Source organism: Flagellimonas baculiformis, assembly GCF_033441575.1.
Lineage (GTDB): Bacteria > Bacteroidota > Bacteroidia > Flavobacteriales > Flavobacteriaceae > Flagellimonas > Flagellimonas baculiformis.
Genome location: NZ_JAUZVW010000007.1, coordinates 83,154 through 100,633, shown reverse-complemented (window position 1 = coordinate 100,633; position 17,480 = coordinate 83,154). Strand labels below are relative to the sequence as shown.

The 17,480-nt window shown below is 46.5% G+C and carries 16 protein-coding genes; 5 read left to right on the top strand and 11 right to left on the bottom strand.

Annotated elements, in window-relative coordinates; translation table 11 throughout:
• Window positions 1–85 precede the first annotated feature (85 nt).
• Window positions 86–2,149, top strand: coding sequence for a TonB-dependent receptor family protein (locus tag SD450_RS11480; RefSeq protein WP_318344588.1), 2,064 nt, complete (start codon window positions 86–88; stop codon window positions 2,147–2,149).
• Window positions 2,150–2,159: 10 nt separating this feature from the next.
• On the opposite strand, the gene SD450_RS11475 is transcribed toward SD450_RS11480, so the two are convergent.
• The 6 genes from SD450_RS11475 to purU all read right to left on the bottom strand — a co-directional run bounded on the left by SD450_RS11475 (window position 2,160) and on the right by purU (window position 7,020).
• On the bottom strand, window positions 2,160–2,930 hold the full coding sequence (locus SD450_RS11475) for a YoaK family protein (RefSeq protein ID WP_318344587.1): 771 nt from the start codon (window positions 2,928–2,930) through the stop codon (window positions 2,160–2,162).
• Window positions 2,914–3,390 carry a lipocalin family protein gene (locus tag SD450_RS11470; protein WP_318344586.1) on the bottom strand — a complete coding sequence of 159 codons (477 nt, stop codon included), beginning with the start codon at window positions 3,388–3,390 and terminating at the stop codon, window positions 2,914–2,916. Before SD450_RS11470 ends, SD450_RS11475 begins: the two co-directional genes overlap by 17 nt.
• An 8-nt stretch (window positions 3,391–3,398) precedes the next feature.
• On the bottom strand, window positions 3,399–3,899 hold the full coding sequence (locus tag SD450_RS11465) for a hypothetical protein (protein ID WP_318344585.1): 501 nt from the start codon (window positions 3,897–3,899) through the stop codon (window positions 3,399–3,401).
• Between the two features lie 97 nt (window positions 3,900–3,996).
• Window positions 3,997–5,370 (bottom strand): sensor histidine kinase, encoded by a 1,374-nt coding sequence (locus SD450_RS11460; protein ID WP_318344584.1) that lies wholly within the window; start codon window positions 5,368–5,370, stop codon window positions 3,997–3,999.
• Window positions 5,367–6,065 (bottom strand): response regulator transcription factor, encoded by a 699-nt coding sequence (locus tag SD450_RS11455; protein WP_318344583.1) that lies wholly within the window; start codon window positions 6,063–6,065, stop codon window positions 5,367–5,369. Before SD450_RS11455 ends, SD450_RS11460 begins: the two co-directional genes overlap by 4 nt.
• 106 nt (window positions 6,066–6,171) lie before the next feature.
• Window positions 6,172–7,020 (bottom strand): formyltetrahydrofolate deformylase, encoded by an 849-nt coding sequence (gene purU / locus SD450_RS11450; protein WP_318344582.1) that lies wholly within the window; start codon window positions 7,018–7,020, stop codon window positions 6,172–6,174.
• Window positions 7,021–7,162: 142 nt separating this feature from the next.
• Between purU and SD450_RS11445 the strand changes: the two genes are divergently transcribed.
• Complete coding sequence (locus SD450_RS11445; RefSeq protein ID WP_318344702.1) at window positions 7,163–10,621, top strand: methylmalonyl-CoA mutase family protein; 3,459 nt, start codon at window positions 7,163–7,165, stop codon at window positions 10,619–10,621.
• A 7-nt stretch (window positions 10,622–10,628) separates the two neighbouring features.
• On the opposite strand, the gene SD450_RS11440 is transcribed toward SD450_RS11445, so the two are convergent.
• A complete protein-coding gene (locus SD450_RS11440) occupies window positions 10,629–11,030 on the bottom strand; it encodes a hypothetical protein (protein WP_108423382.1) in 402 nt (133 codons plus the stop codon).
• 121 nt (window positions 11,031–11,151) lie between these two features.
• Here SD450_RS11440 and SD450_RS11435 point away from each other — a divergent pair, with 121 nt between their 5' ends.
• From SD450_RS11435 to SD450_RS11425, 3 genes are all read left to right on the top strand, one after another.
• Entirely contained in the window at window positions 11,152–11,604 is a 453-nt protein-coding gene (locus SD450_RS11435; protein ID WP_151890597.1) for an Lrp/AsnC family transcriptional regulator, read from the top strand.
• Between the two features lie 61 nt (window positions 11,605–11,665).
• Complete coding sequence (locus SD450_RS11430; RefSeq protein ID WP_318344581.1) at window positions 11,666–13,084, top strand: alpha/beta hydrolase; 1,419 nt, start codon at window positions 11,666–11,668, stop codon at window positions 13,082–13,084.
• A gap of 24 nt (window positions 13,085–13,108) precedes the next feature.
• Entirely contained in the window at window positions 13,109–13,747 is a 639-nt protein-coding gene (locus tag SD450_RS11425) for a DUF1684 domain-containing protein (RefSeq protein ID WP_318344580.1), read from the top strand.
• Window positions 13,748–13,808: 61 nt separating this feature from the next.
• Here SD450_RS11425 and SD450_RS11420 read toward each other — a convergent pair whose 3' ends face one another.
• The 4 genes from SD450_RS11420 to crcB form a co-directional block, all read right to left on the bottom strand.
• Window positions 13,809–14,879 (bottom strand): outer membrane beta-barrel protein, encoded by a 1,071-nt coding sequence (locus SD450_RS11420; RefSeq protein WP_318344579.1) that lies wholly within the window; start codon window positions 14,877–14,879, stop codon window positions 13,809–13,811.
• Between the two features lie 123 nt (window positions 14,880–15,002).
• Entirely contained in the window at window positions 15,003–16,286 is a 1,284-nt protein-coding gene (locus SD450_RS11415; RefSeq protein WP_318344578.1) for an ammonium transporter, read from the bottom strand.
• A gap of 32 nt (window positions 16,287–16,318) precedes the next feature.
• A complete protein-coding gene (locus SD450_RS11410) occupies window positions 16,319–16,657 on the bottom strand; it encodes a P-II family nitrogen regulator (protein WP_072877242.1) in 339 nt (112 codons plus the stop codon).
• 268 nt (window positions 16,658–16,925) lie between these two features.
• Window positions 16,926–17,300, bottom strand: coding sequence for a fluoride efflux transporter CrcB (gene crcB, locus SD450_RS11405; protein WP_318344577.1), 375 nt, complete (start codon window positions 17,298–17,300; stop codon window positions 16,926–16,928).
• Window positions 17,301–17,480: the final 180 nt, after the last annotated feature.

Sequence of the window (17,480 nt, the reverse complement as noted above, 5' to 3'; positions counted from 1 at the left end):
ACAGGTAATGTGATAGGTTGTTGGACCCTTGTCGTGTACCTTTGCCCATGTAAGGCCATCACACCAAAAACAATAGATTGACTACATGAAAATATCCCCTCTTTTATACTTTTTTCTTGCGGTTCCATGGATTTTTTTCGCCCAGGACCAAAAAAAGGACTCGGTAACCCCCTTGTCCGAAGTGGTCCTTATTGAGAACGGCATCGAGAAGAGAACCACGGGCATTACCCCGTCCAGTACTTTGGTAACGGCGCAGATGGAACGAAACGGGCCATTGGACATTGCGGCCACCATCAACCAGATATCAGGGGTGTACCTACTGTCCGGCGCATTGAACACCAACCGCATCACCATTCGTGGGGTCGGTGCCCGAACACCTTATGGTACGGATAAGTTGCGCCTGTACTTTAACAATATTCCAGTGACCAATGGGGCCGGGTTTTCGGTGATCGAGGCCTATGACCTGGAGAACATGGGGGCCATTGAAGTGGTCAAAGGGCCGAAGGAGACCGCTTTGGGTACCAATCTTGGCGGAGCAATCATCCTGAATACCAAGGCTCCCGAAGCGGGCAGTACCTTTTTGGCAAATTCTGCCTCCTTCGGTTCCTACGAAATGCTCAAGAACAATTTGGCCTTTCGGCATTCGGAAAACGATTTCAACATCAGTTTGGTGTACAACCATCTTGAGACCGAAGGCTATCGACAGAACAATGCCTTTGAAAGAGATGGTCTCCTGCTTACTTCTTCCGTCAAAATGGGAGATAGGGGCAAACTGGACCTGATGTTCAACATGATCGATTATACGGCAGGGATTCCCAGTTCCCTGAACCAGACCAATTTTGAGCAAAACCCTACCATGGCAGATGCCAATTGGTTGGCGGCAAAGGGATATGAGGCCAACACCTATACATTGGCCGGGATTACCTATTCCCACCGGTTCAAAGGCTCGTTGCGGAACAGCACAAGTGTGTTCCATACCTATCTGGACCACTACGAACCACGCCCTTTCAACATTCTGGACGAAATCACGAACGGGTTTGGGCTGCGCTCCGTGTTCAGGGGAAATCTCCTTGGCGGAAATTTTACCTTGGGCGGAGAACTGTACAAGGACGAGTATAGTTGGGGCACTTTTGAAAATCTGTATGAAGAAAATGATGGGAACGGAAGCCTTTTGGGCAATAGATTGAGCGATAACAAGGAGTTTAGGAGCCAGTTCAACCTTTTTGGCACCTTTGAACTGGGTTTGACCGAGGAATTTTCGGCTCAAGTCGGGATGAACCTCAACAAGACCACTTACGATTTCAGGGATTTGTTCAATGCTGGGGAAGGGAACAGGTCGGCAAGCCGCAGTTTTACCCCCATACTTTCCCCGAGCCTGAAGCTTCGTTACCAATTACAACAAGGACAATTGTTTGCCAGTGTGGCCAGAGGGTTCTCCAATCCTGGTTTGGAGGAGACTTTGACGCCCGAAGGGGTCGTCAATCCTGATATTTCCCAGGAGAAGGGGGTAAGCTACGAACTGGGAGGGGAATTTTGGTTGCTGGACCAGTCCTTGCAGGTGAACGCCACCATCTATCTGATGCACATCAAGGACCTATTGGTGGCCCAACGGGTGGGAGAGGACCAATATATTGGTCGGAATGCAGGAAAAACGAGACATCAAGGTTTAGAACTGGAAGCCAAATACTCCGTTCCGCTTTCTGCCATGTTCACCCTATCACCATTTATGGCCTACACCTTGAACGATCATAGTTTTGTGGATTTTGTGGATGGGGACAACGATTACAGCGGCAATCCATTGACCGGTGTGCCCAAGCAGCGGATAAGTTCAGGTTTGGATGTTGCCTATGGCAAGGATGCGGTGCTGGGGATTTCCCATCAATTTGTGGACGATATCCCGTTGACGGATGCCAACACCCAGAGTAGTGATGCCTACACGGTGATCCATATGTCTGCCAAATATGCCATTCAGGTGACCGACCGTTTCAAACTCAGGTTGAACGCAGGGATCAACAATGTTTTTGACACCAACTATGCGGGATCGGTATTGATCAATGCCGTGGGCTTTGGTGGCAATCAGCCCCGTTATTTCTACCCGGCCAATGGAAGAAATTACTATGGAGGGCTTGGACTTACCTATTTGTTCTGAAAGGAGCTGTCTAGGCCTTTTTATCGTATAGGGAATACCTTCGTTGAAAAGAAGACCTTCTCCTTTGCACAAACCTGGTGACCTGTAATTTCGAATAATCATACAGCAAGACGACTCCCAGAACCAGACCTATGATGATGAAAGTGGCGTTTCCGATCCTGTAGTAGAGCAGTCCGGAAATGATTCCTCCGCCCATATAAGAAAACATGATGCCCAGAAGCAGTTGCGCCTTTTCAATCAGTTTCTTGTCGTTCCTGAATTCTTTTTTGGTGAACATGGAGAACACCACCCCAAGGTCGGTGGTCAGTCCGGTAAGGTGGGTGGTCTTCACCTTGGAATTGGATATGCTCGCTGTCAACCCATTTTGAAGCCCCATGGCAAACAACAGGGCGGCTACCAAAAATTCAGTCTCTGTGAGGCTCTCGGTATAGAAATATTGTAGATAAATGCCAACGAACATCAAACAGGCCATTTCGAGGAACACGGGAATGGCATGGGCGATGTACCGTCCTGTGGGCGTGTTGTTATGTATGATGAGGCAGTTGGAAGTGAAGTTGCCCGCAAAGAACAGAAATATCCAAATAAGTACAATGGCCCCTTGGTACCAGTTGCCTTTGGCAATTTCTTGGGCCAATATGGCATAGTGTCCCGTTACATTACTGGTAAATGCAAAGAAAACGATCACGGAGATGACGTTCACCATACCTGCCGAAAATGCGGTCAGTGCACCAAGCTTTAGGTTATCTGAAAAACTTCTATAATTGCTATATTTTCTGAGCATATTGTTTTTTTGGTATTCTTTTGAAGGTCATTTTGACGATGCCACGGACCTGCAGATCGGAATTGAACTGGACCACAAGTTCATCCGCTGTGACCTCCACTACTTGATAGTCCTCGACGATATTGTCCTTATGGTACAGTTCCAAAATGTGGCCCCGTCCCTTGATGTTCCATTTCAGATTTTCCTTGATTTCATTCTCGTCCAAAAAGGAGAGGGTCCCATCTGGATTGAACCGCCATGTTTCTGCCTCATGGATGATGATGTTCTTGATGATTTCTTGTTTCTGGAGCCTATCAATGTCAAAATCCATTACATTGCCATGGTCCAGTTTCTCATATTTCCATGCAATTTCCTCCCATTCGCCCAGTATCAGTGTTTCTGGACTTTCTTGATCCAACAGGGACCAGATGCTCAAAGCGAGCAGCAGGGCAAAGAAAAGATATATGGGACCTAACCTCATGTGTCTTGTTATTTTAATCCTGAAAGGAATACATTGGCCAATTGTTTCTTGCCCAGAGCCTCGCTTTCCATTTGTTTTTCGGGATCCAGATAGCAACACGGCACATCACATTTGGAAAACAACGGCAAGGTGTCAAAACCTTTGGCTCCTTTGAAGTTTAATAGGCCGTGTGGCGGCACAAAGATTTCGGAAATCTGTGTGGCATCCACAAAGTTCCTGAAGTAGGCAGAACTGTTGGATGTTATGACCTCCACGTACAGGGAATGGATTTTTGCCGGGTACTTGTTCTTGAGAACCGTACAGGCTTCCACAAATTCCTTGGATTGTAATTCCCTTACCAATCTTGTTTTGGAAAAGAACAGTAGGTCAGTAATGGAATTGGACAGGATGGTACCATGCAGGAGTACTATCTCCAAAGGTTGGTCACCTGTTTCTACAATGGCCTTTCGGACCAGTTCCAATGATTTTACTGAAAAATCGGTAGGGATGAGAATCTTTTTTGTCTCCATGATAAAAGTTTTTCCAAAGGTACCGGCAGTGTCATTAGACCCTTTTTAGAACCAGATTAGAAAAACCTTAGAATTATCGGGAGAAATTAAAATAAGATTAAAGAGGGCCGCTCCAAATGGGAATGTTGATTTTTACAGAGGTCCCTTTGTTCTCCACGGAAGAGACATGGATGTCCCCATTGTGTATCTTGATGATATTTTTGCTGAGGGGAAGGCCAATGCCATAACCGGCATAGTTCGAGGTGTTGGAGGCCCTGAAATATGGATCGTAGATATAGGGCATTTCCTTTTGGGGGATGCCGATACCGGAGTCCCGGATGATGATGACCACATGGGTGTCCGAGGCTCCAAGGGCAATATAGACGGTTTCCCCATCTGAATATTTACACCCGTTCACCACAATATTGGTCAATGCCAAATGGAGTAGGTAAAAATTGCCCTTGACCTTGAGTTTTTCATGATCTTCAGGGAGCAAACTGAAATCCAGACTTATTTTGAACTTGGAGTTCAGTTTTTGGACAGTTTCCTTGACATCCAGGATCAACTGGTCGGTTCGTAGCCGCACCAATTTCTGGGATTTTCCATCGAAACCTGTCTGTGCCAATAACAAAAGTGCCTTGGTCTTGAGTTCCAGCTTTTCAGCTTCCGTAAGGATGTCGGCAAGGGATTTTTTGTACTGCTCATGGTCCCTGTCCTTGGAAAGGGCATAATCCGCCTCCCCGATAATATTCGTCAAAGGGGTGTTGAGTTCGTGCGAAGCATTGCTTACAAAATTCTTCTGGGTCTCAAAGGTGGTTTCCAGTCGGTTCAGCATATCGTTGAAGGTCAAGGCCAATTTTCGGATGGAGTCCTTCGTCTTGGGGATGGCTAAGCGAAGATGGAGATTTTCCGAACTGATCTTGTCCACTTCCTTGATGATCTGTTGCACGGGGCGGATCAGGGTCCTGGTGATCAACATGGAGACCAGCACGATCAGCAATAGGGCGTAGAGCAGGGAAGTGACCAATAAATTCCGCAGATAGACCATGTGGTGCGAATAGAAATAGTTGTCGGCCGAGACCACGACAATGTATTCCCCTCCTTTTCGAGTCATGTAACGTATGCCCGAATAAAAAATGTTCCTTTCCCGATAGCTTCCGGTGCCTTCGGTCAAAAGGGTCTGTACAAAGGAGTCCGGCAATCTTTTTTGGCCCTCTTCCACCACAATTTCCTTTCCTTGTATCGGGAATATGTATTCTGTCTGGTTGGGAAGTTTCTCCAAATATTCCTGCCTCATTTCCTTGATGATCATGGCGCTGTTCGGGTTGTCCAATTGGATTTTGGCCGTGGTTGCAGCCCTGATTTCCAGCCGCTTGTAGAAATCTGCAAAGGAGAAATTGGAAATGGAATAGTAGATGAAGCCACAGAAGAGCAAGGTGTATATAAAGAATACGGATATGAGCAGGTATATGATGCGGTAGTGTATCTTCATTTGTTTTCTTTTAGGGCATATCCCATTCCCACCACGGTTTGGATGACACGTTCTTGACCGTTACGTTCGAGTTTCTTCCGGATGTAGTTGACATAGACATCCACTACGTTGGTCCCGATGTCAAAATTGATGCCCCATACTTCGTCCAAAAGGTCGGTCCGTGAAAGCACCTTCTGGGGATTTTTCATGAACATCAACAGCAGGCGGTATTCAGTTGAAGTGAAATTGATCACCTCGCCATTGCGCGTGACCATTTTTGTGTAATCGTCCAAATGGATGTCCCCAAAGGAGTAGTGGTTCCCGTTCTTGAACCTGGCGCTGTCCATTACATCGGCCCTTCGGAGCAAGGTACGCAGGCGGGCCTTGAGCTCTATCAGTTTGAAGGGTTTTGTGAGGTAATCGTCCGCACCATTGTCCAGACCCAAAACCACGTTTTCCACGCTCCCGAGTGCGGTCAGCATCAAAATGGGAAGCTCGTCATACCCCAGTTCCCTTATTTTTTTACAGACGACCAATCCGTTTATACCCGGCAAAAGAATATCCAAAATAACCAGACTGATGGGCATCTTTTCCAAGACCTGAATGCCACTGTCACCATCTTTTGTATGGATCAGGGTATAACCATCCTCTTCCAGACCTTTCTTGATGATATCGGCCACACTTTGTTCATCTTCAATCAATAAAATGGTGTTCATGGGTCAATTTGTAAAACCCACAAAGATAGCCTCCTGCCATATGCGCGAGGTTAAAATGGTATTAAAATCGAAGGGTGGGATAGCATGGGCCAAGACCCAAGACCTTTTAGGAAAAAATAACGGTCTTGTTGTTGTACACCATCGTCTTTCGGCCCACATGGAGCTGTACGGCACGGGAAAGCACAATGCGTTCCAAATCCCTGCCCTTGGCAATGAAATCCTGTATGGAATGCGAGTGGGAGACCGCCGTGACATCCTGTTCGATGATGGGTCCCGCATCCAAGTCGGCCGTCACATAGTGGCTTGTGGCACCAATGATCTTTACCCCGCGCTCAAAAGCGGCATGGTAAGGTTTGGCCCCCACAAAAGCAGGTAGGAAAGAGTGATGGATGTTGATGATCTTTTGCGGGTATACATCGATCACCTTTGGTGATACGATCTGCATGTAACGCGCCAAGACGATAAAATCCACCCCATGTTCCTGCAACAGGGCCAACTGTCTGTCTTCCGCCTCCGCCTTGTTGTCCTTGCCCACGGAGATATGGAAAAATGGAATCTGGAACTGCCCGGCCACATATTCCAGGTCCTTGTGGTTGCTCAAGATGAAAGGAATATCCACCTTCAGCTCACCGGAATTGTATCGGCTCAGCAAATCATAGAGGCAGTGGTTGTACTTGGAGACAAAAATGGCCATCTTGGGCTTATAGTCATCGGTATAGATGTCCCATTCCATTTGAAAGGCATCGGCCAGTTCGGCCTCAAACGTTGACTTGAAAGCATCCAATGCTATTTCCCGTTCAAACTCGCTCTGCAACCGCATAAAAAACACCCCGGCCTGTTTGTCCACATGTTGGTCCAGATAGACAACGTTTCCTCCTTGCTGATGAACGAAGGTAGTAACGGAACGAATGATTCCCGATTGATCGGGACAATGAATCAAGATGGTGAGCTTCATGGGTCGCTTTTGAAGGCTTAAAATTATGGCATTCAAAAAAGGATGCCCAAACCCTTTGTCTTTTTTGTAAAATTCCAATCGAAATCAATTTTTACTTGCATTTTCTGTAAATTGCATGGCAAATTCAGACCTGTTATTGCAGATGGAACAAAACAAGCCCTATAGCCCCAAGAACAAAATCAGGATCGTGACCGCAGCTTCCCTTTTTGATGGACACGATGCGGCCATCAATATCATGAGGCGCATTATCCAAGCCACTGGGGTTGAGGTGATTCATTTGGGGCACGACAGGAGTGTGGCCGAAGTAGTGGACTGCGCCATCCAAGAGGATGCAAATGCCATCGCCATGACCTCCTACCAAGGGGGGCACAATGAATATTTCAGGTATATGTTCGACCTGTTGCAGGAAAGAGGTGCGGTCCATATCAAGATTTTTGGAGGTGGCGGAGGAGTGATCCTTCCGGAAGAGATCAAGGAGCTGATGGATTATGGGATTGAGCGCATCTATTCCCCCGATGACGGTAGGGAAATGGGGCTTCAAGGCATGATCAACGATTTGGTGGAGCGATGTGACCATGCCGTTCCCGATTTGGATCTTCCCAAAGGGAAATCCCTTGAGAATGAATTGGAATACAAGCACCCAAATACCTTAGCTCGATTGATTTCCTTGGCCGAAAATCGACACGAGGAATTCGAAAAGTTCCAGCCCATTGTGGAAAAGCAACAGGGCAATGTGCCCGTTTTGGGAATCACAGGAACGGGAGGGGCCGGAAAATCCAGTTTGGTGGATGAATTGGTCCGCCGATTTTTGATGGATTTTCCCGAAAAACACATTGGGATCATTTCCGTGGACCCGTCCAAACGAAAAACGGGAGGTGCCCTTTTGGGGGATCGCATCCGCATGAACGCGATCAACAGCGATAGGGTCTATATGCGTTCCCTGGCCACGCGCCAATCCAATCTGGCTTTGTCCAAACACGTTTCGGAGGCAGTTCAGGTGCTAAAGGCAGCCAACTATGACCTGATCATCCTCGAAACTTCGGGTATAGGCCAATCCGATACCGAAATTTTGGAACACAGCGATGTGTCGCTCTATGTGATGACGCCTGAATTTGGGGCGGCCACGCAATTGGAAAAGATTGATATGTTGGATTTTGCGGATATTGTGGCCATCAACAAGTTTGATAAAAGGGGCGCTCTCGATGCCCTTCGGGATGTGAAGAAACAATATGCCCGCAATCATGGATTGTGGCATGCCAAAGAAGATGAGCTCCCTGTTTTCGGGACCATTGCCTCCCAGTTCAATGACCCCGGGATGAACAACCTCTACAAAAAGGTGATGGACATTTTAGTGGAAAAAGCAAATTCCACGCTGGTTTCAAATTTGGAAGTGACCCAAGAAATGGCAGAAAAGATCTACGTGATCCCACCATCGCGCACCCGATATCTATCAGAAATTGCCGAAAACAATAGAAACTATGATGCCAAGGCCAAAGAAGAGGCCAAGGTGGCCCAAAAACTCTATGGCATTTTCCTGACGTTGGCGGCTACTTTGGAAATGGAACAGGAAAAAGCAGAGGAACTGTTTTTGGACAAATCGGGCTTGAACGAAGCGAAAATCAAGTCCCATATCAACAATGAGGTGTCCAAGGCCTTGGTGGAGCTATTGGTGAAGGAGTTCGATAGGGTGAAAATGCACCTGAACCCCCACCATTGGGAAGCGATCCTAAAATGGAGGGAGAAGGTGGAACGGTACCGATCTGAATTCTATTCTTTCAAGGTCCGGGACAAGGAAATCAAGATAAAGACCCACACGGAATCCCTTTCGCACAGCCAGATTCCCAAAGTGGCCCTACCCAAATACAAAGCCTGGGGCGACATACTGCAATGGCTTCTGCAGGAAAACGTGCCCGGAGAGTTTCCATACACAGCAGGGCTCTACCCGTTCAAAAGGGAAGGGGAGGACCCCACCCGGATGTTCGCAGGAGAGGGTGGACCGGAGCGTACCAACCGTCGCTTTCATTATGTGAGTATGGACATGCCCGCCAAGCGATTGTCCACAGCCTTCGACTCGGTTACTTTATATGGGAACGACCCCGACCATCGCCCTGATATTTATGGAAAAATAGGGAATGCAGGCGTATCCATCTGCTGTTTGGACGATGCCAAGAAATTATATTCCGGATTTGACCTGAGTAGTCCCATGACTTCGGTGAGCATGACCATCAATGGTCCAGCTCCCATGCTCTTGGCCTTTTTCATGAATGCGGCCATCGACCAAAACTGTGAGAAATACATCAAAGAAAATGGTTTGGAGAAGGAGGTCCAAGACCAAATCAAGGCCATTTTCAAGGAAAAGGGCACACAGCAGCCCGAATATTATGGGGAACTTCCCAAAGGGAACGATGGTTTGGGACTCATGCTCTTAGGGGTGACGGGCGACCAAGTGCTTCCAAAAGAAATTTACGAGGAAATCAAGGCAAAGACCTTGAACCAAGTCCGGGGGACCGTGCAGGCCGATATCTTGAAGGAGGACCAAGCGCAGAACACCTGTATTTTTTCCACAGAGTTCGCTCTCCGGTTGATGGGCGATGTGCAACAGTATTTTATTGAACAACAGGTCCGCAATTTTTATTCGGTTTCCATTTCGGGCTACCACATAGCCGAGGCAGGGGCCAACCCGATTTCCCAATTGGCGTTTACCTTGTCCAATGGGTTCACCTACGTGGAGTATTATTTGAGCCGGGGGATGGACATCAATAAATTTGGCCCCAATCTTTCGTTCTTCTTTTCCAATGGGGTGGATCCCGAATATGCCGTGATCGGTCGTGTGGCGCGAAGAATCTGGTCAAAGGCACTGAAGGAGAAATATGGGGCCGACCCAAGGGCGCAGATGCTCAAATACCACATCCAGACCTCGGGACGAAGCCTGCATGCACAGGAAATCGATTTTAACGATATTCGCACCACACTTCAGGCCTTGTATGCCATTTATGATAATTGTAACTCGTTGCATACCAATGCATACGATGAAGCCATCACCACGCCGACCGAGGAATCTGTCCGAAGGGCCATGGCCATCCAATTGATCATCAACAAAGAACTGGGGCTGGCCAAAAACGAAAATCCGATCCAAGGATCTTTCATTATCGAAGAACTGACGGATTTGGTGGAAGAGGCGGTTTTGATGGAGTTTGACCGCATCACGGAACGAGGTGGCGTACTAGGAGCCATGGAAACGATGTACCAGCGTTCCAAGATCCAAGAAGAGAGCCTTCATTATGAAACCTTGAAGCATTCAGGAGAATATCCGATCATTGGGGTGAACACCTTTTTGAGTTCCAAGGGGTCGCCAACCATTTTACCGGCCGAGGTGATCCGGGCCACTGAGGCCGAAAAGGAAAATCAGATCAAGACCTTGAAAAATCTACACAGCCGCAAGCAAGAGGAAGCGGATAACCAATTGAGGGAGCTTCAGCAAGTGGCCATCAACAATGGGAACATTTTTGAAAAACTGATGGAAGTGGCCAAGCATTGTTCCTTGGGCCAAATCACAAAAGCATTGTTCCAAGTCGGAGGGCAGTATAGAAGAAATATGTAGTAAGGGGTCAGTCGTTCCTGTTGATCAGGGACTTTCTCCATTTTTTGAAGGAAATCCTAAACGTCTTGATTTCCCTTCGGAGCAAGTTGAGGTATTCTTTTTCCTTCACACCGTCCCTTTCAAGGCCATTGCAGTAGGCCAAGATGTTGCGGGTCATGATATTGACAAAGGTGAGGCTCCTCATTCGGACCGAGTGGGAGTTGCTCAAAGCGGCCTGCTCCACTTCCTTGGTGATCTGGAGGGCATCTGTCATCAATGATTGGGTAATGTCATCGCGGAAGCAATCTATTTTTCGCAACGACAAGATTTCCCTGTTATAGGAAAAATAGGATGCAACGGCTTCGCTCATCTCACGAAGGGCCAAAGATCTGCGATATACGGACAAAGAATCAAGGGAGTTTCTCTCCATTTTTCAAAAGCAATTTTCACCTATAAAATTACGTACGGAATAAATATTCTTACTTTTGTTACTAAAGTATAAATGTTATTTTGCTTTTGATTGTAAAATTTATTGGGTAAATTTCTTTCGTATGAAGATGGATGATCTTAATTGGCAAATCTTGGGCCATTTGCAGCGGAACGCAAGGGAGTCCTTTGCCAATATCGGGCGCAAGGTGGGCCTCACGCCCCCGGCGGTGGCCGAGCGGGTGAAAAAGATGGAGGACTTGGGAATCATAGAGGGGTACAAGACCAATATTTCCTATGTCCTGGCAGGTCACCAGTTGACGGCAATCATCATGCTTCGGGCCTTTATGGGCAAGTTGAAACCCTTTCTGGAAAAGGTAAAATCCTTTCAAGAGGTGATCAACTGCTATCGGATCACGGGAAATGAGAACATCATCATGGAAGTGGTGCTGCGCGATCAGTCCCATTTGGAAAAGTTCATAGACGAGCTCATTGTGTATGGGGAGTGCAGGACGCACATTGTACTGTCCAATGTGGTTTCCGACGCTCCGATAAAAAATGCGAAAAGCATCAAATAAAATCCATTAATTTTAAGGAGCCCTCCCATTCATTTGGCTAGGTTTTTGTTAATATATGCATATGAAAAAAACACTGCTTCTGGCCTTTCTTTCCACGTTTGCTGCCTCATCCGTCCTCTCACAGGAACAGATGGTGCTGAGAAAAGGGGAGATCATTGAGGCCATTCCCGTCCAGGATTCCGTCCAGAATACCTTTTCACTCTATTTGCCCACTGGCTTCAACACGGATAAAAAATGGCCACTGCTCATGATCTTTGAAATGGAGGGCAAGGAGCGACAGGCCATGTCCATGTTCGTGCAGGCGGCCGAAAGACAAGGCTATGTGCTGGCGGCCCCCAAAATGAGGGACACCGTTAGCTTGACCAATAGCATGATCGCCGTAAGCAAGTCATTGGAACGGGTCATGGGAATGCTGCCCATAGACAATGACCGAATCTATGCCGGAGGAGCTGCATCAGGAGGGCGATTTGCCAGTTTGACGCCCATTCTGCTCAATGGGATCAAAGGGGTCATCTCTGTGGGTGCCTCCATTGCCAACAGGGAATTGTTGAACCTGAAACAGCCATTTCATTTTGTGGGGATCGTGAGCCGGGAGAATTACAACTATACGCCCATGCTCAACGATTCGGAACTGCTGGACAGGCTCAAGTTTCCCAATCAAGTGTTGCTGTATGAGGGGAACGGTGATTGGCCCAGCATAGATGAGCTCGAAAAAGGGATGCAACTCTTTACGCTGGCGGCCATGGGACGAAGGCTCATTCCCAAGGACTCCCTGTATGTGGAAAGGGCATATCGGGAAGATCTTGACAAAGTCAATCAGTTGCAGAGAACCGGGGACCTGCTTTGGGCGGAACACTTCATGACTGAGATGATGTCCATTTACGGAGCGCACAAAAACCTGGATTCCTTGCGTACGGTGCAAAGGGACCTGCGCCGCGACAAGCAGTTCAAGGCCATGAAACGCAACGAAAATTCAGCGTTCCTAAAGGAATCCCTATTGAAGGAAGACTACGTTTATTATATGGAGGAGGATGTATATACCCACAATTTCAATAATTTGGGCTGGTGGAACCATCAAATGGGCGAGATCAAAAAGTTCATTTCAGGGTCCAATCCCTATGAAAAGCAGATGGGCCATCGATTGTTGGGATTTGTGAATGCGCTGGCATTGGACAATATTGGGGTTATCCAATCGGATAGTGTAGTGGATGAGGATGCTTTGGCCTTTCTGTACATGCTAAAGACCATTTTAGATCCCGAAAACTTTGAATATTACCTGAAAACCATATCGCTCAGTGCAAAGAATGAGGATTTTGGTACGGCATTGTTCTATTTGGAAGAAGTGCTGAAAAAAGGTTTCAAGGACAGGGAAAAACTATATAGTATAGAAAATACCGCCTTGTTCCGAATCACGCCGGAATTTAATGAGATGGTGGCCAAATACCTGAAAGATGCCCGGTACGAGATGGATGAAAACTGATTTCACTTCACATAAAGTTTGTTCATGAGATATTTGACCCTTTTAGTTCTTTTTGTATTGATGACAGCCTGTGGTCAGAAAAAAAAATACCACGACGGGAAGAAGGAAGTGCCGGAGTCACCTTTGGTGGCGGAGATTCTGGAATTCCAAGAAGAGTTGGACGAAAGTTTCAAAGATCCGGAAACCTCTCCTTTGGCCGATAAACATCGAAAGGACTTTGAAGGGCTCGATTTTTTTGAACCCGATACTTCCTATATTGTAAAGGCCCGATTTGAACGTACCCCGGACGCCATTCCCTTTTTTATGCCGACCACTACCGATCGGAAGACACAGGAAGTTTTGTATGGCATTGCCCACTTCACCTTGAATGGGGCCGAGCACCAATTGGAGATCTATCAAAGTTTGGAACTACTGGATCAGGAAGAGTACAAAGATTATCTCTTTTTGCCCTTTATGGACGGGACGAATGGAGAGGAGACCTATGGCGGCGGCCGTTATATAGATCTTTCCATCCCGGAAGGGGACACGTTGGTCATCGATTTCAACAAGGCTTACAATCCCTATTGTGCTTACAATAAAAAGTACTCCTGCCCTCTAGTGCCAAGGCAAAATTATTTGAGAACTAAAGTGAGAGCAGGAGTGAAAAATTTTAAAAAGGACTAAAAAAGCCTTCATCCAAGAGGAAAAAGGCTTTTCTATTGGTATTTGGTTGGGTTGTTGCTTTTTAGAATGAATAGATGGCCGCAAAAAGCACAGAGGCCAAGCTTCCCGTGGCTGCCCTGTCATTGTCAATGAAAACATCCTCGGAGGCACTATCCAATCTAATTTCTGGTTTTAGTGTCAAGTCTCCAATAGTGGCACTTCCTGTAAGGGTAATGGCAAGAACATTTGCATCCCCATCAGCATCAAATACATCTCCAATGGCACCAAATTGATCACTTTCCATAAAATACTCACCACGCAGACCTAAACTAAAAGTTTCAGAAAAGGCATATTGGGGGTATAATGCTACACCTGTAAAGGACCCTCCATCATCTTCCATACTGAAGTGGGCCGCATTGAGACCCAAATAGAATTCTTCGGACACGTCAAAACCACCGGTATAGTCAATTTCAAAACCACCTTGGCTGTACAAGAAGTTCAAGAACTGACCGGAATAGCCCAATTGTGCACCAACGGCATAATCCCCGGTGCCATTCAATTCGGTCAAATCTGTAGGGTTCATCACGGCAACCATGGCGGACCAATCACTGCCCAGATCAAAATCAGCCTTCAGACCAGTATGGCTAAACGGGCCATAGGAAAACAGGTAGGAAGTACTGTAGTTGAAGTTCGCAGCTGGTGAAATAACCTCATATCCTAAAAAGGTATTGAAATTACCAAAGGTAAGGGTCACGGCATCGCTCACGTTCCAGTACACATACAACTGGTTAAGAATTTCTCCTGTGCCCCCTCCAGCTGAGTTAAGGTATTGTGGGGAATTGAATGTTGCATCAGAACCTCTGGGACCGAACACCAAATCGGCGACAAAACCCACTTTTTCACCTTCATAGGCAGCAATGACGTTAGCCATGCCTAAGGCAAAACCATCTAGATTGGCGAATGAAGATCCAGGTGCTATGGCCTCCTCACCGTTGGGGGCGGTAAGATTGCTCCTATAATAAGCATCTACAGTTCCACTGAAACTGAACTTGGGCTTGGTTTCCTCTTCCTGCGCCACAGCAGTGGTCACGGTCAAGGTCAATAGGGCAAGAACGAAAATTTTTCCGAAATTTGTATTTATAATCGTTTTCATATCATAATCATTTAAGTTGTCCTTTTAGCGAAGGACAGTTAGTTGTTAAATTGTGAGTTTGATTGAAAAGGTTATCAACGGAGCGTTCTGCCAAACGCTCCGTTTCTTTTCTTGTTTGTGAGTTTAATTGTTTTGGGATGAAATGTGCTCGGGATATGCCTCCACACCATGTTCGTGAAGGTCCAATCCGTCAACTTCTTCCTCTTCGGATACACGCAATCCAATGGTTTTCTTCAAGATGAAAAGAACGATGAAGGATGCCAAGGCAGCCCATAGGATATAGGCCAAAGAGCCATAGGTCTGTACCCATAGCAATTTCGCGCCTCCGCCGTACAAAAGTCCACCATCCAAAGCAAAGAGACCGATAAGGACAGTTCCCAAGAAGCCACACACTCCGTGTACGGAAATGGCGCCTACAGGGTCGTCTATCTTCAGTTTCTTGTCGATGAACTCAATGGACAGTACCACCACGATACCACAAATAAGGCCAATGGCCAGAGCTCCCCATGCGTTCACTGCTCCACAGCCGGCAGTGATCCCTACCAATCCGGCCAATGCGCCGTTCAAGGTCATGGAAATATCCGCTTTTCCATATCTGGCCCAAGTGAAGAACAAGGCTGCAATGGCACCAATGGCCGCAGCAATGTTGGTGTTGATGATCACACTGCCGGCCGCGATGGTATCATCACCGCCCCATGCCAATTGTGAACCTCCGTTGAACCCGAACCATCCCAACCAAAGGATAAGGACGCCAAGTGCCCCAAAGGCCATGTTGTGGCCAGGTATGGCCTGTGCCTTCCCATCCACATATTTGCCGATCCTTGGACCTACCAGAATAGCGGCCACCAAAGCAGCGGCACCACCAACGGCATGTACCACGGAAGAACCTGCAAAATCTATGAAGCCAGCGGTGTTCAACCAGGCATCGTCATCAAAAGGCCAGTACCAGCTACCGGAAATAGGGTAGATCAATGTGGTAAGTACGGCCGAAAAAATAAGATAAGTGGAAAATTTGGTCCTTTCTGCAATGGCCCCGGAAACAATGGTTGCCGCAGTGGCGCAGAATACCGTCTGGAAGAACAGGTTGTACCAATCCGATGCGCTAAAAAAGAAATAACCTTGATCGGAAGGGCTGCTTCTAAAAAAGCCACCGCCCACTAGGTCGCTACCGTACATGATGCCGTACCCTAAGGCCCAGAACATGATGGAACCTATGGCAAGGTCCATGATGTTTTTCATGATGATGTTACCGGAGTTCTTGCTTCGCGTGAACCCTATCTCCAACAAGGTGAACCCTGCTTGCATAAAAAATACCAGAATGGCCGCAATGGTGATCCACAGTGCGCCCATGTCGCCAGTGATGGCCTCCACGGCTTTATCTATCGCTTCTTGTTCTTGTACAATCATAATCTAAGTTTTTGTGTTAATTTGGTTGTGTTTTAATTGATTCCGGCGCTGCCACTTTCCTTGGTCCTGATCCTGTAGGCCTCGATCATATCTGAGACGAAGATTTTCCCATCACCGACGTTTCCTGTGCTGGCCGTGTCCAAAAGAACATTTATGGTCCGCTCCAGGAAATCATCGGACACAACGATAACCAAATACCTTCTCTGTATATCGCTCGTGCTGTACGAAATACCACGATACACATGTCCTTGTTTTTCATTCCCAACCCCCGTTACATCCCAGTAACTAAAGAAGTTGACCTCGATTTGATGAAGCGCTTTTTTCACCTCATCAAACTTGGATTTTCTAATAATTGCCTCGACTTTTTTCATAATGAAGTAGTTAATTGATTTGCCAAATATATGTTAATCATGGTAAGACCATATAAATATATGGGTATAACTAAGGATTTTTATCGTTATAAAAAAAATACCCCTAAAAATTTAGGGGTATCCAATTATAGATTACATAAAATTATTTATTTGTTTATTTTTTCTTAACAATTCACTTAATCAAATGAATTTTATACATCATAATGTTATTTTATGATGACAATTGTTCAATTTTTAACGTTTTTAAATGGAAAAATAAAATTTATAACTAGGAGATAAGTTTGGCCAACCAAAGTCCCAGAACGACGGCCAGGATGCCTACACCTACACTGGAAAACAGATACAGGGCAAAACTGAGGAGTTCATTGCTTCTTAAAAGATGGTGTTTTTCAAATGCAAAAGCGGAAAAAGTGGTGAAGCCTCCGCAGAAACCGGTGGCCAAAAAAAGGGCACCGTTGGAGGAAAGAAGATTGCCTTTGGATGTCAGGCCAAGAACAAACCCGATCAGTAAACAACCGATCATATTGACCAAAAAGGTACCGAGGAAAAAATTTTGAAAAAGAGGGTTGAGCGGTTTGGAGATGAGATAGCGAAGAACGCTTCCCAATCCACCTCCCAAAAAAACAAGAAAAGCCTGTTTCATACCCCTAAAGGTATAAATTAAACAGCTTCTTTGTACTCGGTTTCAGAAGTCTCGCGGGGGAAGAGTTTGGTGATGGAACTATCTGAAAGTTTGAGGTTCGGTTTGTTGAGCCTTTTGCCAGGTCCGTTGACACTAAAAATCAACAGAATTGCATTAATAGCAAGCAAAACGAATAGGATG